Source organism: Kocuria sp. CCUG 69068, from assembly GCF_020833785.1.
In the GTDB taxonomy this organism is placed as follows: domain Bacteria; phylum Actinomycetota; class Actinomycetes; order Actinomycetales; family Micrococcaceae; genus Kocuria; species Kocuria rosea.
This window is the reverse complement of the sequence record NZ_PDDL01000026.1, coordinates 1-19,431: the sequence shown is the minus strand read 5'-3', so window position 1 is coordinate 19,431 and position 19,431 is coordinate 1. Positions and strand designations below refer to the sequence as shown.

The 19,431-nt window shown below is 74.4% G+C and carries 21 protein-coding genes; 11 read left to right on the top strand and 10 right to left on the bottom strand.

Annotated features, from left to right (window positions below; genetic code table 11):
- Positions 1 to 25 precede the first annotated feature (25 nt).
- Complete coding sequence (locus CRM73_RS07370; RefSeq protein WP_109221364.1) at positions 26 to 1,243, bottom strand: FAD-dependent oxidoreductase; 1,218 nt, start codon at positions 1,241 to 1,243, stop codon at positions 26 to 28.
- A 191-nt stretch (positions 1,244 to 1,434) separates the two neighbouring features.
- Here CRM73_RS07370 and CRM73_RS07365 point away from each other — a divergent pair, with 191 nt between their 5' ends.
- Positions 1,435 to 1,992 carry a dihydrofolate reductase family protein gene (locus tag CRM73_RS07365; RefSeq protein WP_017834740.1) on the top strand — a complete coding sequence of 186 codons (558 nt, stop codon included), beginning with the start codon at positions 1,435 to 1,437 and terminating at the stop codon, positions 1,990 to 1,992.
- Between the two features lie 21 nt (positions 1,993 to 2,013).
- Here the strand turns inward: CRM73_RS07365 and CRM73_RS07360 are convergent, their stop codons facing one another.
- Positions 2,014 to 3,711 (bottom strand): RecQ family ATP-dependent DNA helicase, encoded by a 1,698-nt coding sequence (locus CRM73_RS07360; RefSeq protein ID WP_229587269.1) that lies wholly within the window; start codon positions 3,709 to 3,711, stop codon positions 2,014 to 2,016.
- A gap of 211 nt (positions 3,712 to 3,922) precedes the next feature.
- Between CRM73_RS07360 and CRM73_RS07355 the strand changes: the two genes are divergently transcribed.
- Positions 3,923 to 4,675 (top strand): sulfite exporter TauE/SafE family protein, encoded by a 753-nt coding sequence (locus tag CRM73_RS07355; RefSeq protein ID WP_229587268.1) that lies wholly within the window; start codon positions 3,923 to 3,925, stop codon positions 4,673 to 4,675.
- Between the two features lie 13 nt (positions 4,676 to 4,688).
- On the opposite strand, the gene CRM73_RS07350 is transcribed toward CRM73_RS07355, so the two are convergent.
- Positions 4,689 to 5,111, bottom strand: coding sequence for a ChaB family protein (locus tag CRM73_RS07350; RefSeq protein ID WP_229587267.1), 423 nt, complete (start codon positions 5,109 to 5,111; stop codon positions 4,689 to 4,691).
- A gap of 35 nt (positions 5,112 to 5,146) precedes the next feature.
- Complete coding sequence (locus CRM73_RS07345; protein WP_017834736.1) at positions 5,147 to 6,049, bottom strand: SDR family oxidoreductase; 903 nt, start codon at positions 6,047 to 6,049, stop codon at positions 5,147 to 5,149.
- A 188-nt stretch (positions 6,050 to 6,237) separates the two neighbouring features.
- On the opposite strand from CRM73_RS07345, the gene ilvD reads away from it, so the two are divergent.
- Positions 6,238 to 7,929, top strand: coding sequence for a dihydroxy-acid dehydratase (gene ilvD / locus CRM73_RS07340; protein ID WP_126346599.1), 1,692 nt, complete (start codon positions 6,238 to 6,240; stop codon positions 7,927 to 7,929).
- 96 nt (positions 7,930 to 8,025) lie between these two features.
- On the opposite strand, the gene CRM73_RS07335 is transcribed toward ilvD, so the two are convergent.
- Positions 8,026 to 8,853: an SRPBCC family protein gene (locus tag CRM73_RS07335; RefSeq protein WP_229587266.1), complete on the bottom strand. Its 828-nt coding sequence runs from the start codon at positions 8,851 to 8,853 to the stop codon at positions 8,026 to 8,028.
- Between the two features lie 249 nt (positions 8,854 to 9,102).
- Here CRM73_RS07335 and CRM73_RS07330 point away from each other — a divergent pair, with 249 nt between their 5' ends.
- The 5 genes from CRM73_RS07330 to CRM73_RS07310 all read left to right on the top strand — a co-directional run bounded on the left by CRM73_RS07330 (position 9,103) and on the right by CRM73_RS07310 (position 12,737).
- Entirely contained in the window at positions 9,103 to 9,627 is a 525-nt protein-coding gene (locus CRM73_RS07330; protein WP_095650302.1) for a hypothetical protein, read from the top strand.
- 10 nt (positions 9,628 to 9,637) lie between these two features.
- Positions 9,638 to 10,870, top strand: coding sequence for a histidine kinase (locus CRM73_RS07325; RefSeq protein WP_229587265.1), 1,233 nt, complete (start codon positions 9,638 to 9,640; stop codon positions 10,868 to 10,870).
- The gene (locus CRM73_RS07320; RefSeq protein WP_229587264.1) at positions 10,867 to 11,571 is read left to right on the top strand and encodes a response regulator transcription factor; all 705 of its coding nucleotides are present in this window, start codon (positions 10,867 to 10,869) and stop codon (positions 11,569 to 11,571) included. Before CRM73_RS07325 ends, CRM73_RS07320 begins: the two co-directional genes overlap by 4 nt.
- 179 nt (positions 11,572 to 11,750) lie before the next feature.
- A complete protein-coding gene (locus CRM73_RS07315) occupies positions 11,751 to 12,287 on the top strand; it encodes a hypothetical protein (protein ID WP_229587263.1) in 537 nt (178 codons plus the stop codon).
- Positions 12,288 to 12,413: 126 nt separating this feature from the next.
- Positions 12,414 to 12,737, top strand: a complete 324-nt coding sequence (locus CRM73_RS07310) for a hypothetical protein (RefSeq protein ID WP_017834729.1) — start codon at positions 12,414 to 12,416, stop codon at positions 12,735 to 12,737.
- Here the strand turns inward: CRM73_RS07310 and CRM73_RS07305 are convergent.
- The 5 genes from CRM73_RS07305 to CRM73_RS07285 form a co-directional block, all read right to left on the bottom strand.
- Complete coding sequence (locus CRM73_RS07305) at positions 12,712 to 13,239, bottom strand: Lrp/AsnC family transcriptional regulator (RefSeq protein ID WP_043739643.1); 528 nt, start codon at positions 13,237 to 13,239, stop codon at positions 12,712 to 12,714. The genes CRM73_RS07310 and CRM73_RS07305 overlap by 26 nt on opposite strands.
- A gap of 322 nt (positions 13,240 to 13,561) precedes the next feature.
- The gene (locus CRM73_RS07300) at positions 13,562 to 14,581 is read right to left on the bottom strand and encodes a permease prefix domain 1-containing protein (RefSeq protein WP_229587261.1); all 1,020 of its coding nucleotides are present in this window, start codon (positions 14,579 to 14,581) and stop codon (positions 13,562 to 13,564) included.
- Between the two features lie 5 nt (positions 14,582 to 14,586).
- A complete protein-coding gene (locus tag CRM73_RS07295; RefSeq protein WP_229587259.1) occupies positions 14,587 to 14,943 on the bottom strand; it encodes a PadR family transcriptional regulator in 357 nt (118 codons plus the stop codon).
- Positions 14,944 to 15,024: 81 nt separating this feature from the next.
- Positions 15,025 to 15,816 (bottom strand): nitroreductase family protein, encoded by a 792-nt coding sequence (locus CRM73_RS07290; RefSeq protein WP_095650298.1) that lies wholly within the window; start codon positions 15,814 to 15,816, stop codon positions 15,025 to 15,027.
- Positions 15,817 to 15,841: 25 nt separating this feature from the next.
- Positions 15,842 to 16,228 (bottom strand): hypothetical protein, encoded by a 387-nt coding sequence (locus CRM73_RS07285; protein ID WP_017834724.1) that lies wholly within the window; start codon positions 16,226 to 16,228, stop codon positions 15,842 to 15,844.
- A 129-nt stretch (positions 16,229 to 16,357) separates the two neighbouring features.
- Between CRM73_RS07285 and CRM73_RS07280 the strand changes: the two genes are divergently transcribed.
- The 3 genes from CRM73_RS07280 to CRM73_RS07270 form a co-directional block, all read left to right on the top strand.
- Positions 16,358 to 17,125, top strand: a complete 768-nt coding sequence (locus tag CRM73_RS07280) for a methyltransferase domain-containing protein (RefSeq protein WP_229587257.1) — start codon at positions 16,358 to 16,360, stop codon at positions 17,123 to 17,125.
- A 51-nt stretch (positions 17,126 to 17,176) separates the two neighbouring features.
- A complete protein-coding gene (locus CRM73_RS07275) occupies positions 17,177 to 18,415 on the top strand; it encodes an NAD-dependent epimerase/dehydratase family protein (protein ID WP_229587256.1) in 1,239 nt (412 codons plus the stop codon).
- An 8-nt stretch (positions 18,416 to 18,423) separates the two neighbouring features.
- Positions 18,424 to 19,431: glycosyltransferase family 1 protein (locus CRM73_RS07270; protein ID WP_229587255.1), on the top strand; the 1,008-nt coding region annotated here is incomplete at its 3' end.

The following is a 19,431-nucleotide window of genomic DNA, read 5'->3' as shown; positions in this document are numbered from 1 at the left end:
CCGGTCCGGGCACGTCCGTGCGGGATCAGAGCGTACGGACGTGCTCGGGCCGGAGGCCGATGCCGATCGCCCGTCCGGTCACGTGGGGCAGGAACGGCAGGGCCCGCACCACGCCCAGCGGCAGCGGAGGCCGCGGCGCCTGCCCGGGCCGGGAAGGGACCAGCCGGCGGGCCAGCACGAGCTGAAACAGCTGGGTGGCGCGCGCCGGCCACGCCCGCCGGCGCTGCACCCGGGCGAGGTCCCGCCCCCGCACCTCACCGCGCAGCAGACGCGGGCCGAGGAGGTTCGCCGCCGCGACCGCGTCCTGGATCGCGAGGTTGATGCCCACGCCCCCGGCCGGGGACATCGCGTGGGCTGCGTCGCCGAGGAACAGCACTCCGGGCCGCCACCAGCGGCGCAACCGGTCCACGCGCACGCGCAGCAGCTTCACCTGCTCCCAGTCCTCGATCGTGGCGAGTCCCTCGCCCAGGCCGGGGGCGAGCGCCCGCACCTGGTCCCGGAAGGCCTCGAGCCCCTGGGCGCGCAGCGCGTCGTGCTCGCCGGCCCGCACAATCATGGCAGCTTGCCAGTAGCCGGTGCGCGGCAGGGCGACCACCGCGCCGTCCCCGGCGTTGAACAGCGGCTGCTCCTGTCCCTCGCTCCGGGGCACGCGGAACCACAGCACGTCCATCCGGGACGGTGAGGCCTTCGGGACCAGGCCGGCCGCGGCCCGCAGCACGGAGTCGCGGCCGTCGGCGGCCAGGACCAGGTCGGCCCGGACCTGCACCGGCGCCCCGTCGTCGTCGTGGGCCGTGACACCGGTGCACCGGCCGTCCTCGACGAGCAGGCCGTCGGCGGCCGTGGAGCGCAGCAGCCGGAAGCCGGGCAGCGCCTCGCCCTTCTCGGCGAGCAGGTCCAGGAAGTCCCACTGCGGCAGGAACGCGATGAACGGGCAGCGCACGGGCAGACGGTCGAACCGGCCGACCACGACCGTCTCCCCGCCGAGGGCGACCGTGGCACGCTCCACGCGAGTGTGGGGCAGCGCCAGGACGTCCTCGAGCCAGCCGAGCTCGGCCATCACCTCCAGGGTGGAGGGGTGCAGGGTGTCACCGCGGAAGTCGCGCAGGAAGTCCCCGTGCTTCTCCAGCACGACCACGTCCACGCCCTGTCGCGCGAGCAGCACCCCGGCCATCAGCCCGGCCGGGCCACCGCCCACCACGCAGCACGTGGTCCGCACCTGCTCCACCGCCTGCACCGCCGCCACGGGTGCCTCCCGGACCCTCGCCGAACCGCCGTCCCTGCCGACGATCCCACCGGGGTGCCGGACGCGCAAGAGGACTGAGCGGCCCGCCTGCCGACCGCGTCATCCCGCGCCGCACCCTTCCCACCGCCGCGCGGGAGCACCAGAGTGGGAACCGCAGCGCCGGACGCCGACCGCACCGACAGGAGATCCCCATGGGCACGCTGATCGTCACCGAGTTCATCACCCTCGACGGCGTCGTCGACTCCCCCGGCGGCGGCCCGCACCCGCACGCGGGCTGGAGCTTCCGGCACGTGACCTATGACGAGGCGGCCTACGAGCTCAAGGACCGCGAGCAGAAGGAGGCGGCGGCGATGCTGATGGGCCGGGTCAGCTACGACGAGTTCGCCCCCGTCTGGCCGTCGATGGAGGAGTTCGCCGAGTACAACGCCATGCCCAAGTACGTGGTCTCCTCCACCCTGGAGGACCCGCGCTGGCACAACACCTCCGTGCTGCGCTCCCTCGACGAGGTCGCGCGGCTGAAGGCCACGGTCGACGGCACGATCCTCGTGCACGGCAGCGCCACCCTGGCCAAGGGCCTCGCCGCCGCGGATCTCGTGGACCGGTACCACCTGCTGGTGTTCCCAGTGCTGCTCGGCGCGGGCCGCCGTCTCTTCGACGACAGCACCGACACGTTCCGCACCCTGGAGCTGGTGGAGCACGAGGCCTACGCCAACGGCGTCCTCAAGTCCGTCTACGACGTCGTCCGCTGACCGGCGACCGCCCGTCGGGGCTCACGGCCCCTCATCCGGCCGTTCCCCGGAGCCGCGCACCAGCAGCCCGTCGTGCTCCTCGATCAGGCGCAGGGAGAGCTCCTTGTACCCGACCGCGTCGAACAGGACGGTGATCCGGTCCGGCTCCGCGCCCATCACGATCCCGTGGCCCCACTCGCGATGGGTGACCGGGCTCTGGATCGCCCAGCCGTGCGGGGTGGCGGCGGACCGCTCCGCGGCCTCGGCGGCGGAGCCGGTCTCCGCGCAGGTGTCGCAGTTGCCGCACCAGCCGTCGGTCTCCTCGCCGAAGTAGTGGAGCAGCCAGTCCCGCCGGCACCCGTCCGTCTCGGCGTAGCCCCGCATCATGTCGATCCGCGAGCGGTCGATCCGGTGCTGGGCCTCGGCCTCCGCGAGCGCGGCGGCGACGGCGTCCTCCGGCGCGACCCCGTCCACGGCCCGGTAGCCCTCGGGCCGGGCCAGCACGCCACCGCTGTGCTCGAGCAGGTGCAGGGCCCGGGCCTGGGCGCGGGGGCCCAGGCCGGTGTGCTCGCGCAGCTCGCGGGCCCGGACCGGCCCGTGCCCGAGGACGGCGCGGAGGACCTCCTCGAGGTCCGCCCGCTCGGGGGCGGCGCCGGCGAAGTACTGCTGGAGCCCCAGGTCCTCGGAGCGGTAGTGCAGCACGGCGAGGGCAGGCCTCCCGTCCCGGCCGGCCCGGCCGATCTCCTGGTAGTAGCTGTCCAGGGAGTCGGGGATGTCCGCGTGCACCACGAAGCGCACGTCCGGCTTGTCGATGCCCATCCCGAAGGCGGTGGTGGCCACCACCACGTCCAGCTCGTCGCCGTGGAACCGGGCGTGCACCTCGTCCCGCTCGGACCTCCGGCGTCCCGCGTGGTAGGCCTCGGCACGCACGCCGCGCCGGACCAGCTCCGCGGCGTAGTCCTCCGTCTCCCGGCGGGTGGCGACGTAGACCAGCCCCGGGCCGGCGAGCCCGGCGACCTCGTCGAGCACCGCCCGGCGCTTGTCGGAGGCCTGGTGGTGGCGCACCACCCGCAGCTCGATGTTGGGCCGGTCGAAGCTGTGCACCAGGACCAGGGGGTCGCGCAGGCCCAGCCGGTCGACGATCTCTGCCCGGGTGTGCGGGGAGGCGGTGGCAGTCAGGGCCACGACGGCCGGGCGCCCCATCCGCTCGACGGCCTCCTGCAGCACCAGGTAGTCGGGGCGGAAGTCGTGGCCCCACGAGGAGATGCAGTGCGCCTCGTCCACCACGAACAGGGACGGCGGGTGCGCGGCGAGCCGCTCGGTGATCTCCTCCCTGGCCAGCTGCTCGGGGGCGAGGAAGAGGAACTTCGCGTCCCCGCGCGCCACGGCGTCCCAGGCGGCGCGCTCGCGCCGCGCCCCCACCGCGGAGTTCACCGCGAAGGCGACCTCCGCCCCGAGGTCCTCGTTGATCGCCTCGACCTGGTCGTGCTGGAGGGCGATCAGCGGGGACACCACCACGGCGGTCCCGGGCAGGGCGGCGCCCGGGACCTGGTAGATCGCGGACTTGCCGTGGCCGGTGGGCATCACCGCCAGGACGTCCCGGCCGGCCGCCGCCGCCGCCATCGCCTCGAGCTGGCCCTCGCGGAACTCCGTGATGCCGAAGCCGGACGCGGCGACCTCCCGGAGCCGTTCCGCGGTGACCGGTGCGGCGCGCCCGCCCGCGCCCGTGGCGGCACCCACCGGCTCAGCGGGGGATCCGGGCGAGGACGGTCGCGGGCCCGTGCCCGCCCTCGTCGTCGTCGACCAGGTCCCGGCTGGTGCCCATGGTGCCGCTCCCGTCCGCTGCCGCACCCTGCGGCCGTCTCTCCTCACGGCCAGGGTAGGCACCGGATCCGGGAATCACCACGGCGGGCCCGTGTGCGGTCCGGGGCCGGGCTGCCGGAGGCGCAGAATGGGACCCGTGGAAATCATCGTCATCGCCGCCCTCGCGATCCTCGTGGGCTCGGTCCTGCAGCGCGTCTCGGGCACGGGGGTCGGCCTGGTCGTGGCCCCGACCCTCGCCCTGCTGCTGGGCCCCGCCACGGGCGTGCTCGTGACCAACGCGACGACGACCGTCTCCGGCTTCCTCATCATGCTCTCGGTGTGGCGCCACGTGGACTGGCGGCGGTTCGCCCTCATCGCCCCGGCCGCGGCGGTGGGCGCCGTGCCGGCGGCGCTCGTGGTCCGCGAGCTGCCCGCCGCCTGGCTGCAGGTGCTGGTGGGCGGCGTGGTGCTGCTGGCCCTCACCACCATGTTCGGGCTCCCCCGCCTGCCCGAGTGGCCGGGGCGGTTGCCCACGGTGCTCGCCGGGGCGATCGGGGGGTTCTTCAACACCACGGCGGGGGTGGCCGGACCGGTCATGGTGATCCACTCCCGGCTGGCCCGCTGGGAGCAGCGCTCCTTCGCCGCGACCCTGCAGCCGGTGTTCATGACGATGGGCGCCCTGTCGGTGCTCACCAAGACCCTGCTGGGCGCGGCGGGGACCGGCGGGATGCCGCCGTGGTGGGTGGCCCCCGGCGTGGTCCTCACGGTGGTGCTGGGCGTGCGGATCGGCGGGGTCGTCGCCCGCCGCGTGTCCCTGAGCACGGCGCGCACGGTCGCTCTGGTCCTCGCGGGGATGGGCGGGGCGATCACGCTGGTGCGCGGGCTGCTGGGCGTGCTCTGATCCCGGCCGCCCCTCAGTCCTCGCGGGCCCGGCGCGTCGCGGCGTCGTTGGCCTTCCGGATCGCGTCGACGAGCTCCTTCTTGGTCATGTAGGAGCGCCCCTCCACGTCGAGCCGCTTCGCCACCTCGTAGAGGTGCTCCTTCGAGGAGTTCGCGTCGACCCCGCCGGCGGTCTCCGCGCGGGAGTCGCGGCCGCCCGCGGCGTGCTCGTCGGAGGGCCCGTACTCCTCCTTGCCCTCCCAGTGGTCGCCGACCTTCTCGTGGGTGTGCTTGAGCGCGCTGTAGGCCGTGCGCGCCGCGCGCTCCTCGTCGCCGTACTCCTCGAGCGCGGAGTCGTAGGTCTTGGCGAACGTGTCCTGCGCCTTCTGCCCCGAGCGCTGCAGGGTGGAGGGCAGTTCGTTCTTCTTGGCGTGGTCGTCCTTGCCGGTCTTGGGCACGAGGTGCTCCTTCCGTAGGGGTGTGGGGGCGCGGCTCAGAAGACGGGCATGCCGCCGGTGACGCCGAGGACGGTGCCGCTGACGTAGCTGGCCTCGGCCGGGCTCGCGAGGAAGACGTAGGCGCCGGCCAGCTCGGCGGGCTGGCCGATCCGGCCCAGGGGCGTCTCCTTGCCCATGTTCGCGACCGCTCCGGGCTCCTTCGTGGCGGGCCCCAGCGGGGTCCACACCGGTCCGGGGGCGACCGCGTTGACGCGGATGCCCTCGGGCCCCAGCTCGGCGGCGAGGTTGGCGGTGACGTTGTTCAGCGCGGCCTTCGTGGCCGCGTAGTCGATCATCGACACGGACGGGTCGTAGGCCTGCACGGACGTGGTGTTGATGATGCTGTCCCCGCGGCCGAGGTGCGGCAGCGCCGCCCGGCTGATCCAGAGGGTGCCGTAGAGGTTGGTGCGCACGGCGCGCTCGAGGTCCTCCGTGGCGAGGCCCTTGAGCCCCGCCTCCCCGCGGGCCCAGTGGAAGCCCGCGTTGTTGACGACCACGTTGAGCCCGCCGAGGCCCTCGACCGCCCGGTCCACGATGTCCCGGCAGCTCTGCTCCTCGCGCACGTCGCCGGGGACCAGGACGGCGGTGCGGCCGGCCTTCTCGATCCACCCCACCACGTCCTGGGCGTCCTCCTGCTCCTCGGGCAGGTAGTTGATCGCGACGTCGGCCCCCTCCCGCGCGAACGCGATGGCCACGGCGCGGCCGATCCCGGAGTCCCCGCCGGTGATGAGGGCCTTGAGCCCCTCGAGCCGGCCCCTGCCCTCCCAGGACGCCTCGCCGTGGTCGGGCACGGGGTCCATGGCGGCGGTCAGCCCCGGGGGCGTCTGCTGCTGCTCGGGCATCCCGCCCTCGTCGTCGGCCATCGCGCGGGCGTGCTGGGAGACGGGTGCCTCGGGCATGTCGGACTCCTTCTATCAGGTTGCTTATCGTTTGCTTCTCCCACCCTAGGAGGACGGGCGCCCCCTTGTCTTCCCCCGGGGGCACAATCTTCCGCGCCGGCCGTGGACACCCCTCGACGCTCCTCGAGTTCCGTTGATAGGTTCGCGACACGCACCCCACCGCGCACCGACGACCCGGGAGAGACCGCATGAGCCCCGACATGAAGCCCCGCAGCCGTCAGGTGACCGACGGCATCGACGCGACCGCCAGCCGCGGCATGCTCCGCGCCGTGGGCATGGGCGACGCCGACTGGGAGAAGCCCCAGATCGGCATCGCGAGCTCCTGGAACGAGATCACCCCCTGCAACCTCTCCCTGGACCGGCTCGCCCAGGGCTGCAAGGAGGGCGTCCACGCCGGCGGCGGCTACCCCCTCCAGTTCGGCACGATCTCGGTCTCGGACGGGATCTCGATGGGCCACGTGGGGATGCACTTCTCGCTGGTCTCGCGCGAGGTCATCGCGGACTCCGTGGAGACGGTGATGCAGGCGGAGCGCCTCGACGGGTCCGTCCTGCTGGCCGGGTGCGACAAGTCCCTGCCGGGCATGCTCATGGCCGCCGCCCGCCTGGACCTGGCCTCGGTGTTCCTCTACGCGGGGACCATCGCCCCGGGGTGGGTGAAGCTCACCGACGGGACCGAGAAGGACGTCACCCTCATCGACGCGTTCGAGGCCGTGGGCGCGTGCAAGGCGGGCCTGATGGGCAGGACGGACCTCGACCGCATCGAGCGGGCCATCTGCCCGGGCGAGGGCGCCTGCGGCGGGATGTACACGGCCAACACGATGGCCTCCGTGGCCGAGGCCCTGGGCATGAGCCTGCCCGGCTCCGCGGCCCCGCCCTCGGCGGACCGGCGGCGCGACCAGTTCGCCCACCGCTCCGGGGAGGCCGTCGTCGAGATGCTCCGGCAGGGCATCACGGCCCGGGACGTCCTGACGAAGGAGGCCTTCGAGAACGCCGTCACCGTGCTCATGGCCCTCGGCGGGTCCACCAACGCCGTCCTGCACCTGCTGGCCATCGCCCACGAGGCGGAGGTGGAGCTCACCCTCGAGGACTTCAACCGGATCGGGGACCGCGTCCCGCACCTCGCGGACCTCAAGCCGTTCGGCCGGTACGTCATGAACGACGTCGACCGGCACGGCGGCATCCCGGTGGTCATGAAGGCCCTGCTCGACGCCGGGCTGCTGCACGGGGACGCCCTCACCGTGACCGGCCGCACGGTGGCCGAGAACCTGGCCGCCCTGGACCCCGGGCCCCTGGACGGCGACGTGATCCGCACGCTCGACAACCCGATCCACCGCACGGGCGGGATCACCGTCCTGCACGGCTCCCTGGCGCCGGAGGGCGCGGTGGTGAAGTCCGCGGGCTTCGACGCCGAGGTCTTCGAGGGCCCGGCCCGCGTCTTCGAGCGCGAGCAGGCCGCGATGGACGCCCTGGAGGCCGGGGAGATCACGGCCGGGGACGTGCTCGTGATCCGCTACGAGGGCCCCAAGGGCGGCCCCGGCATGCGCGAGATGCTGGCCATCACCGGGGCGATCAAGGGCGCGGGGCTGGGCAAGGACGTCCTGCTGCTCACGGACGGCCGGTTCTCGGGCGGCACCACGGGTCTGTGCATCGGCCACATCGCGCCGGAGGCCGTCGACGCCGGACCGGTCGCGTTCCTGCGCGACGGCGACCGGATCCGGGTGGACCTGGCGGCCCGCTCCCTGGACCTGCTGGTGGACGCCGAGGAGCTGGCGCGGCGGCGCAGCGGCTGGGCCCCCCTGCGCCCGCAGTACGAGGGCGGCGTGCTGGGCAAGTACGTCAAGCTGGTGCGCTCGGCCTCGCTGGGCGCCGTCACCGGCTGACCGGCCGGTTCCGCCGCCCCGCCGAACGGGACGCCCCGTGCACGCACCGGGCCCCGACCGTGTGCGGTCGGGGCCCGGTGCGTGCACGGGGACGAATCAGAGCGGGCCGCCCGCGGGGCGGTCGTCGATGCGCCGGGTGGCGGGGTCCACGCCCGGGTCCGCGTCGACGGTGCCGTCGGCGAGCGTCTCGTCCACGGGCGGGATCGGCGGGACCTCCCCGGTCACGGTCTCCCCGGGAGCCCCCGGCGCCACCGGTGCGGCCGGCGCCGCCGGGGGCGCGGTCGACTCGAAGGTCACCGGCTCCGTGTCCGGGCCGGAGTCCTTCTTCTTCGCCGCGGCCGCGACCCCGGCGGCGGCCACCCCGGCCGCGGCGACGCCCGCGGCGACCGCCTTGCCCGAGACCCCGGCCTTGCCGTCGTCACCGCGGGAGGCCGCGGCGTGCTCCACGCCGGGCGTGCCGACCGGGGCGCCCTCGTTGACGGAGCCTCGCCAGGCGCCGGTCGCGTAGCCCTCGGCCTCGATGAACTTCTTGAACCGCTCGAGGTCGCCCTCGGCCTGGTTCTCGACCACGTTGAGCTTGTCGCCGACCTTCTCCACGAGGCCCTCGGGCTCGTACTCGAGGACCAGGTGCACCTCGGTCCGCCCGTTGCCCGCGTCGCGGAACGTCACGGTGCCGGCGTTGGTGGCGCCCTGGGTGGCGGCCCAGGAGACCCGGCTGTCGGGGACCTGCTCCACGATCTTCGCCTCCCACTGCCGGCGGACGCCGCCGAGCTCGGCGACCCACTGGAGGCGGTCGGCGCCGAGCTGGGTCACGCTCTGCACGCCGTTCATGAAGTGGGGGAAGTCCTCGAACTGGGTCCACTGGTTGTACACGGTGCTCAGCGGCACGTCGACCACGACATTCTTCTCGACCTTGGTGCTCATGGCATCTCCTTCGATCCGTCTCGACGATCAGGGGCGGCGAAGCGTCGCCGATTCGCCAGTGTGCTTACGATACCGCTGGGCGCGCGGTGTGACCAGGGGTCGGCGGCCCGGCCGGCACCGGGCCGGCCGACACCGGCCCGGGGCGCCCCACGGAGGACTATGGACTTGACGTGGGCGGACGGGGAGAATTGCCGCACGACCTGCGGGGGGCTCGACATGGCGAATCTCGAGACAGAATTCCGGACACTGGTGTCCGTCCAGGACGCGCGGGCAGCTGATGCCGTCGAGGGACACCTGGCGTGGGGACGCCTGGTGGACAGCGACTACGTGCTGGTGCACGGGCCGCCGGACTGGCTGGGACGGGACGTCGACCCCGAGGTGCTGATCGCCCGGGTCGTGTCGGGGCGGACGGACGAGGTCGAGCGGATCAGGATCGCCCGGATCCAGCTGCACGGCGTCCTGCACGACCCCGCGTCCGAGATGACGGGCATCCGGCTCGACCACCCGTCCGGGTGCCCGGCCCAGGGCCCACCGGACGGCGCGGGCTCCGAGCGCCGGCTCGCCACGGGCGCCGAACTGTGCTCGGCCGTGGACACGGTGCTGGGCCCGGCCCCGGCCGAGGAGGCCCCGGACAGCACCGAGGAGGCCCTGCGACCCGTGGTGGCGTGGGAGGAGATCCGGCGCCACTCGATCGTGGAGGACTGCCGGCTGCCCGCTCCTCCCGTCGAGCGGATGTGGATCTGCACCGTCTTCGGCAGGTCCGTGTGCAGCTGAGCGGGACCCGATGAGATCCCGGAGGCACCCCTCGCGCCTGGCCGTGGACCTCGTCGCGGTACCGGTGCTGTGGGGCATCGAGCTCCAGATCACGTGGGACCGCACGGCGGAGCCGGACGCGACCGCCACCTGGGTGGTCGTCCTCACGGCGGCGCTGCTGTACCTGCCCCTGTTCTGGCGCCGGCGCCGGCCCCTGACGGTGCTGGCCCTGGTGTCGCTGGGCGCCGTGGCCGTCCCCCTGCTCGGCTTCGCGTTCCACCCCGTCTTCTGTGTCTGGCTGGCCCTCTTCGCGGCGGCCGCGCACTGCTCCGACCGGAACGCCCTCCTCGGCCTGGCGCTCGCGTTCCTGCCGGTCGCCACGAGCGTGCAGGCCACCGTCCGGGACACTCCCGACCCCTCGATGCGGGTCGCCACGTTCGTCGTCGCCGCGCTGTTCCTCACCGTGGCCCACGTGGTCGTCTTCGGCGTGGGCCGGTGGGTCCGCTGGAGCGTGGCCCAGCGGGCGCTCGTGGCCCGGCTGGCCGCCGCCCGGGCCGAGGCCGAGGAGCGCCAGCGCATCGCCCGCGAGCTGCACGACGTCGTGGCCCACGCGGTGAGCCTCATGGTGCTGCAGGCCGGAGGGGCCGAGCGCGTGATGGATCGGGACCCGGAGCGGGCGCGGGCGGCGCTGCGGCAGGTCGACGAGCTCGGGGAGCAGGCCGTCACGGAGCTGCGGCGCATGCTGGGCCTGCTCTCCCCGGCGTCGTCCGCGGCGGCACAGATCGCGCCGGAGCCGGTGGGCCTGCAGCGATTGGACAGCCTGCTCGACCACCTGCGCACGGCGGGCCGTGAGGTGGAGCTCTGCGTGGCGGGCGAGCCCGGGGCCCTGGAGCCGGCGGTGGACGAGGCCGCGTACCGGATCGCGCAGGAGGCGCTGACCAACGCGGTCAAGCACGCCGCCCCGGACCGCCCGGTCCGGGTCGCCCTCGACTGGGGCCCCCGGGACGTCGAGCTCTCCGTCCGCACGGACGGCGCCGGGGCCCGGGGCCGGCTCTCCGCGCGGCTGTCGACCGGGCACGGGGTGCGGGGGATGGCGGAGCGGGCCCGGGCGGTGGGGGGCGAGGCGACGGCCGGGCCCGATCCGAACGGGGGGTACCTGGTGTCCGCGCGGCTGCCCGTCCGGCCGCCCGGCCCCGGCGACGCCGCGGCGCAGGACGCCGCGGCGTCCACGGCGGCCACCGGCCGCGGGGAGGGCACCGGATGACACGGGGCGCGGAACCCGCACCCGTCCGGGTGCTCCTGGTGGACGACGAGGCGATGGTGCGCTCCGGGCTGGCCATGCTCCTCACGGCCGAGCCGGACCTGATCGTCGTCGGGGAGGCCGCCGACGGCACGGAGGCCGTCGAGGAGACCGCGCGGCTGCAGCCGGACGTGGTGGTCATGGACGTGCGCATGCCCGGCACGGACGGGGTGGCCGCCACCCGGGTGCTCACCTCCGACGCGTTCCTGGACCGGGTGCCGAACGTCCCCGCCGTCCTGGTGCTGACGACCTTCGACGAGGACGCCGCCGTCCACGCCGCCCTGCGGGCGGGCGCCTCCGGCTTCATCCTCAAGAGCTCCGCGCCGAAGGTCCTGGCGGACGCCGTCCGCTCGCTGGCCCGCGGCGGGGGCTGGCTGGACCCGGACGTGACCCGCAGGCTCCTGACCGAGTTCGGCCGCGGGCCCGACCCCTCCGCCCCTCCGCCGGAGCGGCTGCAGCAGCTGACCCGGCGGGAGCGCGAGGTCCTGGTCGCCGTCGCCCACGGCCTGACGAACTCGGAGATCGCCCGGCGCCTGTTCCTCAGCGAGGCGACCGTGAAGACCCACGTCCACCGGATCTTCCTGAAGCTGGGCGTCAGCGAGCGCGCCCAGGCGGTCACGGCGGCGTTCAAGAGCGGGCTCGTCAAGCCCACCGACCGCTTCTGAGCCCTGCCCCCGGTCCCGCGCGTACCACCCCGGTTGTACGCCGGAGTTCACCTCCCGGGTGGACGCCGGGAGGTGCCCCCCACTGCGACCCTGGTCCTGTCGGTTCGAGAAGTTCCCCTCCGGACCCCGGGCAGGAACCGCCGGCACCCACGAAATCTCTGTCCCGCAGGAGACCCGAAATGTCCATCGAAACCAGCACGACCGCAGCCCCGCAGCCGGCCGGCGCCCGCCGCCACGCCCGCAAGGCGGTGCTGTCCCTGGCCTCCCTGACCCTGGCCGCAGGCGCCCTGCCGCTGCTGGGCGCCCCGGCCCAGGCCGCACCGGCCCAGGCCGCCTCGACGCAGTCCTCGGTGCTCGAGACGGCGTCGCACAAGCCCCATCAGAAGCACTGCTCGGTCGACGCCCACAAGCCGTCCTGGACGTGGCACCACGGGAAGAAGTACGTCAAGTACCCCGTCCACGTGAAGTGCCACAAGGGCTACAAGGTGGAGGTCAAGCAGTACTACTACGCGGTGGACAAGCACGACCACCACTACTACACCGGCGGCCACCACGACTACTACTGGGGCGGCTCCTGGGGAGGCGGGCACTGGAAGCACCTGGACCACCACGACGCCAAGAAGGTCTACCACGTGGTCAAGTACCGCTACTACGACGGCAAGCACTGGTCCCCCTGGTACCAGGAGACCAGCCACTGGACCGGTCTCGGCCACTGACCGGACGGCACCGGGGGCCGGCCGGACACCGGACGACCCCCGGACCGCTCCTCCTCCCGACGCCCCCGAGGCCGTCCCCCGGCACTGCGCGCGGGGGACGGGCTCCCGACACCACAAGAGCCGATCATGGACCTCACCCATCAGCACCCCGCCGCCAGGGCCTGGGACCTCGCTCCCGGCGACACCTTCCACGGGCGCACCATCACGGCCGTTCGCGGCGTGGTGGGACTCGCCCTCAGCCCGGTGGCCGTCATCTCCTTCACGGAGGACGACCGGGAGCACCGCGCCCAGGCCCGGATCGGCGCCGCCCACTGCGAGACGCACCAGCACTACGACGACATCATGCTCAGCGCCCGAGCGTGGGTCCGCACCCACGGCCTGCACGAGGGGGACGCCGTGGACCTGGACCGGCTGCGCGCCGAGGTCATGGGCGCGGCCGCCCGGAACTGACCCCGCCCCTCCCCAGGACCTCGTCCCCCGCGAGCAGCGGCGCCACCCGGTACGGGATGACCGTGCGCAGGAACATGCTCGTGGAGGTCCGCAGGATGCCGGGGCACAGCCGGATCTCCTCGGAGACCCGGTAGAGGTCCTCGGGATCCTTCGCCACCACCCGGCACAGCAGGTCCGTCTGCCCCGCGGGGGCGAACACCTCGATGACCTGCGGGATCGCCTGCAGTCCCGCGATCGCCTCGTCGAGCTGGTGCTGGTCGAGCTCCACGGCCACGCTCGCGGCCAGGCCGTAGCCGAGCGCCGCGGGCGTCACCCGGGTGCTGTGCGGGCGCAGCGCGGGGCTCGCGCGGTAGCGCTCGAGCCGGGCGTGGATCGTCCCGCGCGCCAGACCGGTGCGCTGGGCCAGGGCCAGCACCGTCATCCGCGGGTCCTCGTCCAGCGCCGCCAGGATCCTCCGGTCCGTCGCGTCCAGCGGACCCGCTGCCGCCCCGCCGTTCGTCATGCTGACCACCGCAGCCCCACTTCCCCGCCTCGATCTGATCGATCTGACCGGTTCCAGAGTAGACGTTTGCGCACAGTGCCGACCAGGGTGTCGAATGATGGTCACACGATGCGCCACCTGACCCGGTTCGGTGCATCCCGGCCGGCGCCGGTCGCCCACGAGGCGTCCCGCGTCCCGCGCTGCCCGGCACCCCGCGGCGGCAGAGGCCCCCTTCCGGCCCGCGGGAGCTCCTCGGAGCTCCCGCGGGCCGAGTGCTGCCACCGGCTCAGTGCTCCCGCGGACAGGAGCGCCGGGCGCCGCCGCCGCCGGTCAGCGCCGCCGGTCAGCGCCGCCGGCCCACCGACCGGCGGCAGGCGAGGAAGCTCGCCACGAGGTCCCAGACGGTGACGACCACCACGAGCGCGACCCCGATCTGCGCGAACTCCTCGCCCACCCAGCCGCGCTCGCGGAAGACCGGGTTCACCACGGACTCGGTGCGCAGCACGGTGATGAGCAGCGCGGCCATGGCGAGGTCCAGGACGGCGCTGACCCCGAACAGCGCCCAGGACCAGCGGCGGCGGAAGAAGCGCAGCAGCTCCCACCCCCAGGCCAGCAGCACGATCCCCAGGTAGAGCGGCACCCAGGGCGTCCACACGGCGGGGTCGAGCAGGGGCTCGCCGGCGAGCGGGCCCTCACGGAGCAGCGGCCGCGAGAGCAGGAACGGCGCGGCGAAGGCCAGGCCCAGGGCGATGGTGGCCCAGACCAGCTCCCCCACGGTCGAGTCCCGCTCCGGGCGCGGCGGCGGCAGCTGCTCGACCGTCCAGCGCGGGGGCGCCTCCCCCGCCGCCCCGGTCTCCCCCCGGGCGCCGCGCTCCACCGCCTCCGCGACCTCCGTGCGCTCCACCACGGCGAAGACGACGACGGCGATGCCCGCCCCCATGAGCGCCCCCTGGATCGCGGCACCGACCGCGGGGGCGAGCGAGAGCACGAGGTAGGTGACCAGGTCCTCGCGCCCCGCCTCCCCGAAGAGCCGGCCGATCAGGGTGAGCCCGCCGAAGAGGCCGGCCAGGACGGGCACCAGGACCTTCAGCAGCTCGAGGAAGTCGTGGTAGTGCTCGGGCCCGATCAGGTGCCGCGGGCCGGGGCCGTAGTCCTCGGCCAGCAGGGCGGGGTCGCCGAGCTCCTCGAGGGCGCGGCGCTCCGCCTCGGCCGGCGGGAGACCGCGCGCCACGCCGTCGTCGACCATGTCGGCGACGGTGCCCCGCAGCTCCCGGGACACGTCCTCGCGGGCTCTGGGCGGCAGGCGCCGGGCGACCTCGTGGAGATAGCTCTCGGTGCGCGGGGTGAGAGTGCTGGCGGACATGGCGATCAGTCCTCGGGGCGAGTGGGGCGGGCGAAGGTGGACAGGGCGGCGTGCAGCCGGAGCCGCTCGGCCTCGAGGGTGTCCCGGACGCGGACCCCGGGACCGGTGATCCGGTAGAACTTGCGGGGCCGGGACTCGTCCGTGTTCCAGTCGCTCTCGAGCAGGCCCTGCGCCTCGAGCCGGCGCAGCAGCGGGTAGAGCGTGTTGGCCTCGACGTCGAGCCCCGCGTCACCGAGGGTCCGGAGCAGGGCGTAGCCGTAGCGGGGCTGGTCCAGGACGAGCAGGCAGGCCAGGACCACCGTGCCGCGGCGCAGCTCCTGGAAGTGGGAGGCCACGATCGGGTCGCTCGGTTCAGCTGCCATGACCACACGATAGTGTGTGTCACACACTAATGGAAGAGCCGCCCGCCCCACGCCGCGGCTCTCGTGGCCGGCGGGCGGCGCTCAGTCGTCCCAGCCCTCCTGCGGCGTGGCGCAGGACTCCCGGAAGACGTACTGGGAGATCCGGCGCCGCTCCCGGCTGGACCAGTCGATGGCCGGGCGGCGGTGCTCCTCGGGGACGTAGCCCAGGCGGTAGACGGCCATGAGCTCGAGGTCCTCGGGCACGTCCAGCAGGTCCACGACCTCGGCCCACCGGGCGGGCGCCTCCATGGGGAAGGAGATGAACTGGATGCCCATGCCGAGCTCCACGGTGGTCAGCCAGAGGTTCTCCATGGCCGCGCCCATCGAGAACAGCGAGTAGAACCCGGAGAGCTCCCCGGGCCGGTACTCGCGGCGGTCGAGCATCACGCCGATCAGCAGGGGGGAGCCCGCCACGAGCTTGTGGTTCTCCGCGCCCAGGGTCTGGGGCACCCGCAGCCGGTTCATCATCGCCTGCCCGCCCGGGGTGAACGCCTTCTTGGTGAAGGGGCGCAGCACCGCGGGCAGCTTGTCGAAGAGCATCCCGAAGCGCTGCTCCTCCATCTCCTGCCTGCTGAAGCGGAAGTAGCGCTTGTACCGGTCGAAGAAGCTCCCCTCGGCCATCACCTGCGTCATCGAGTCGGCGCTGATCCGGGCGATCCGGTCGATGGTCCCCCGGTCCTCGACCAGCACGAAGCGCCACGGCTGGCTGTTGAACTGGGAGGGTGCGGCCGCGGCCGTGCGCAGCAGCAGCTTCTGATGCTCCGGGGACACCCGGTCCGGCAGGAACGGGCCGTTGGTGGTGCGGCGGTTGAAGACGACGTCGAGGAACTCCATGTGCTCTCCGGTCAGGTCGGGCGGCTCAGCCGGCGCGGGCGGCGCGGGCTCGGAACAGGGCGGTGGCGTAGAACGGCGCCGCGGACAGCGCGGCGAGCGCGTGGCGGCGCGGGTGCCCCTGGGCGGGCGTGCCGAGGTGCGGCAGGGCGGCCAGGGGCAGCAGCGCCGGCGCCAGGGCCCGGCCCGCCGCGCGCCCGGAGGCGGAGGAGGAGCCGGCGGCGAGGACCGCGGCCAGCGCCGTCGTCGTGGTGGTGGTGACGTAGAGGGCGTGGTGGATCCAGCGGAACCGGCCCGTGCGCACGATCCCGGCGCCGACGGACGCCCCCAGGGCGGCGTTGGCGGCCCAGCACGCGCTCGCGAGGCCGATCCACGGGCCGGGTCGCGAGCCCACGGCGTGCACGGTGTGTCCCACGCGGTCCCCTCCTGCCGTCCGGTCCTGCCCGGCACCGGCCGGGAGCCCCAGTCTAGTGACGGCACCCCGCGCCGCCCCCGGCCCGCCGTGCTCCTTGGCGGATCGTGTCGGCCCGCGGAGAATGGGCAGATGCCCTCCGTCCAGCCGCGCGCCCGGCCCGACCTCTCCCGGCGGGACGCCGAGCTGCGCGAGCTCATGGACGACCCCTGCTGCGACCTCGCCGCGCTGCGGCGCACCTACGCACGCTTCGACGTGGTCAACTCCCTGGTCGCCGGGTGGGCCGCGACCTACCGGCGCCGGATCCGGCCCCTGGCCGTGCCCGGCCGGCCGCTGACCCTCCTGGACGTCGGTGCCGGCGGCGGGGACGTGGCACGCGCCCTGGCCCGGTGGGCGCAGCGGGACGGGATCGACCTGCGGGTCACCGGCATCGACCCGGACGCCCGCGCCCACGAGTGGGCCTCGGCGCGGACCCGCCGCTGGTCGACCCGGCACCCGCGGGCAGTGCCCCCGGTCTTCCGGCGGGTCACCAGCCGGGAGCTGGTCGCGGCCGGCGAGACGTTCGACGTGGTGGTCTCCAACCACCTGCTCCACCACCTGGACCCGGGGCCGGTGCGGGACCTCGCGGCGGACTCGGAGCACCTGGCCGGCCGGCTCGTGCTGCACAACGACCTCGTGCGCAGCCCGGCGGCCTACCGGCTGTACTCGGTGGGCGTGCTGCCCCTGGCCCCGGGCTCCTTCCTGCGCACCGACGGGCTGCGGTCCCTGCGCCGCGCCTACCTGCCCCACGAGCTGCGCGAGCTGACCGGTCCGGGCTGGGAGGTGCTCCCCGGTTCGTTCGGGCACCAGCAGCTGGTCCAGGACCGTTCACTCCGGGTTCACGCGCGTCCTCCACGCTGAGTGCGAGACCGACACGACGGGGCCCGGCAGCGGCCCGGGAACGGAGCACCAGTGAAGATCGCGATCCTCGGCGGCGACGGCTTCTGCGGCTGGCCCGCGGCCCTGCACCTGTCCGCGCGCGGCCACGACGTGGTGGTGGTGGACAACTTCTCCCGCCGCGCCATCGACGTCCGGCTCGGGACGGAGTCGCTGACGCCCATCCGCGGCCTCGACGAGCGCCGCGCGGCCTGGCAGGAGCTGATGGACCGGCGGATCGGCGCGGCCGAGATCGACCTCGCCGCCGACTACGAGGCGTTCCTCGACCTCCTGGTCGTCGAGCGCCCGGACGCCGTGGTGCACTTCGCGGAGCAGCGGGCGGCGCCGTACTCCATGCGCACCCCGGCCACCAAGCGCTACACCGTGGACAACAACGTCGGCGCCACGCACAACGTGCTGTGCGCGGTCGTGGAGTCCGGGCTGGACGTGCACGTGGTGCACCTGGGCACCATGGGGGTCTACGGGTACGGCACCGCCGGGATGCGCATCCCGGAGGGCTACCTGGACGTGGAGGTCCCCGGACCGCACGGCACGGTGCCCCAGCAGATCCTCTACCCCTCCCGCCCCGGCTCGCTGTACCACATGACCAAGGTCCTGGACCAGACCATGTTCGCGTTCTACGCCAGGAACGACCGCCTGCGGATCACCGACCTGCACCAGGGCATCGTCTGGGGCACCGGCACCGCGGAGACGGCGCTCGACGAGCGGCTCGTCACCCGCTTCGACTACGACGGCGACTACGGCACGGTGCTCAACCGCTTCCTCGTCCAGGCGGCGGTCGGCCACCCGCTGACCGTGCACGGCACCGGCGGGCAGACCCGGGCGTTCATCCACCTCCAGGACATGGTCCGGTGCGTGGAGCTGGCCCTGCTCCACCCCCCGGCGGCCGGCGACCGCGTGAAGATCTTCAACCAGATGACGGAGACCCACCGGGTCCGCGACCTCGCGGAGCTCGTGGCCGGACTCACCGGCGCCGAGGTGGAGATGGTCCCCAATCCCCGCCAGGAGTCCGCGGAGAACGACCTGCACGTGGACAACGACGCGTTCCTGGACCTCGGCCTGCGGCCCACCACCCTGTCGGAGGGGCTGCTGCTCGAGGTCGAGCGGACCGCCGTGCGCTGGGCCCACCGCGTGGACCGCTCCCGCATCCCGGCGACGTCCGTGTGGAACGCCCGCCGGCGCCCGGGGATCCCGGCGCGGCCGGCCCGCTCCGCGGTCCCGTCCACGCCCGTGCCCATGTCCGCGGGCGCCTGAGCCGGCGGATGCGGATCGCGCTCTGGACGGACGTCTTCGCCCCGAACGTCGACGGGGTGGTGACGCGCCTGACCCGCACCCTCGAGGAGCTCGGGGACCTCGGCCACGAGGTGCTCGTGCTCACGCCGGGGGATCCGCCCGGGCACTGGGGTCCGCACCGGGTGGTCCGGGCCCCGTCCGTGACGTTCCCCTGGTACCGGGACGTCCGGGGAGGCCTGCCGTCCCCGCGCACGGAGCGGGCCGTGTCGGCGTTCCGCCCCGACGTGGTGCACGCCGTGAACCCGGTGTGGTTCGGCGCGTGGGGCGCGCTCTCCGCACGGACGCGGGACCTGCCGCTGCTGGCGTCCTTCCACACCGACGTGCCGCAGTACATGAGCGTGTTCGGGCACGGGCTCGGCGCCCTGCGCCGGCCCGTGGAGCGGTGGATCCGCACGACCCACAACCTCGCCGAGGTCAACCTGTGCACGTCGGGGCCCATGGTGGACCGGGCCGCGGCCCTGGGCGTGCGCCGCGTGGCGCTGTGGCCCAAGGGCGTGGACACCACCCTGTTCCACCCCGCCAGGGCCTCCGCCGCGATGCGGTCCCGGCTCACCGGCGGGCACCCCGGGGAGCGGCTGGTGCTCTCCGTGGGGCGGCTGTCGAGGGAGAAGAACGTGGCGGCGCTGCTCGAGCCGATCCGGCGGCTGCCGGGCACCCGGCTCGCCGTGGTGGGCGACGGCCCGCACCGGCCCGAGCTCGAACGGCGCTTCGCGGGCACCCCCACGGTCTTCCCGGGCCGGCTCGCCGGGGAGGAGCTGGCGGCCGCCTACGCCTCGGCGGACGTGCTCGCCTTCCCGTCCACCACCGAGACGCTGGGTCTCGTGGCCCTGGAGTCCCTGGCGAGCGGGGTGCCGGTGGTCGGCGCCCGGGCCGGCGGCATCCCGTTCGCGGTGGCCCACGGGCGGACGGGGCTGCTCGTGCCGCCCGGCGACGCGGACGCGCTCACCGCGGGCCTGGCCCGGCTGCTCGACGACGCG

What these genes read in the sequence shown, in the direction of transcription:
- CRM73_RS07365 (WP_017834740.1), top strand. Translation starts at nt 1,435, where the DNA reads ATGGGCACGCTGATCGTCACCGAGTTCATCACCCTCGACGGCGTCGTC.
- CRM73_RS07355 (WP_229587268.1), top strand. Translation starts at nt 3,923, where the DNA reads ATGGGACCCGTGGAAATCATCGTCATCGCCGCCCTCGCGATCCTCGTG.
- CRM73_RS07345 (WP_017834736.1), bottom strand. Translation starts at nt 6,049, where the DNA reads ATGCCCGAGGCACCCGTCTCCCAGCACGCCCGCGCGATGGCCGACGAC.
- ilvD (WP_126346599.1), top strand. Translation starts at nt 6,238, where the DNA reads ATGAGCCCCGACATGAAGCCCCGCAGCCGTCAGGTGACCGACGGCATC.
- CRM73_RS07335 (WP_229587266.1), bottom strand. Translation starts at nt 8,853, where the DNA reads ATGAGCACCAAGGTCGAGAAGAATGTCGTGGTCGACGTGCCGCTGAGC.
- CRM73_RS07325 (WP_229587265.1), top strand. Translation starts at nt 9,638, where the DNA reads ATGAGATCCCGGAGGCACCCCTCGCGCCTGGCCGTGGACCTCGTCGCG.
- CRM73_RS07320 (WP_229587264.1), top strand. Translation starts at nt 10,867, where the DNA reads ATGACACGGGGCGCGGAACCCGCACCCGTCCGGGTGCTCCTGGTGGAC.
- CRM73_RS07315 (WP_229587263.1), top strand. Translation starts at nt 11,751, where the DNA reads ATGTCCATCGAAACCAGCACGACCGCAGCCCCGCAGCCGGCCGGCGCC.
- CRM73_RS07310 (WP_017834729.1), top strand. Translation starts at nt 12,414, where the DNA reads ATGGACCTCACCCATCAGCACCCCGCCGCCAGGGCCTGGGACCTCGCT.
- CRM73_RS07305 (WP_043739643.1), bottom strand. Translation starts at nt 13,239, where the DNA reads ATGACGAACGGCGGGGCGGCAGCGGGTCCGCTGGACGCGACGGACCGG.
- CRM73_RS07300 (WP_229587261.1), bottom strand. Translation starts at nt 14,581, where the DNA reads ATGTCCGCCAGCACTCTCACCCCGCGCACCGAGAGCTATCTCCACGAG.
- CRM73_RS07295 (WP_229587259.1), bottom strand. Translation starts at nt 14,943, where the DNA reads ATGGCAGCTGAACCGAGCGACCCGATCGTGGCCTCCCACTTCCAGGAG.
- CRM73_RS07290 (WP_095650298.1), bottom strand. Translation starts at nt 15,816, where the DNA reads ATGGAGTTCCTCGACGTCGTCTTCAACCGCCGCACCACCAACGGCCCG.
- CRM73_RS07280 (WP_229587257.1), top strand. Translation starts at nt 16,358, where the DNA reads ATGCCCTCCGTCCAGCCGCGCGCCCGGCCCGACCTCTCCCGGCGGGAC.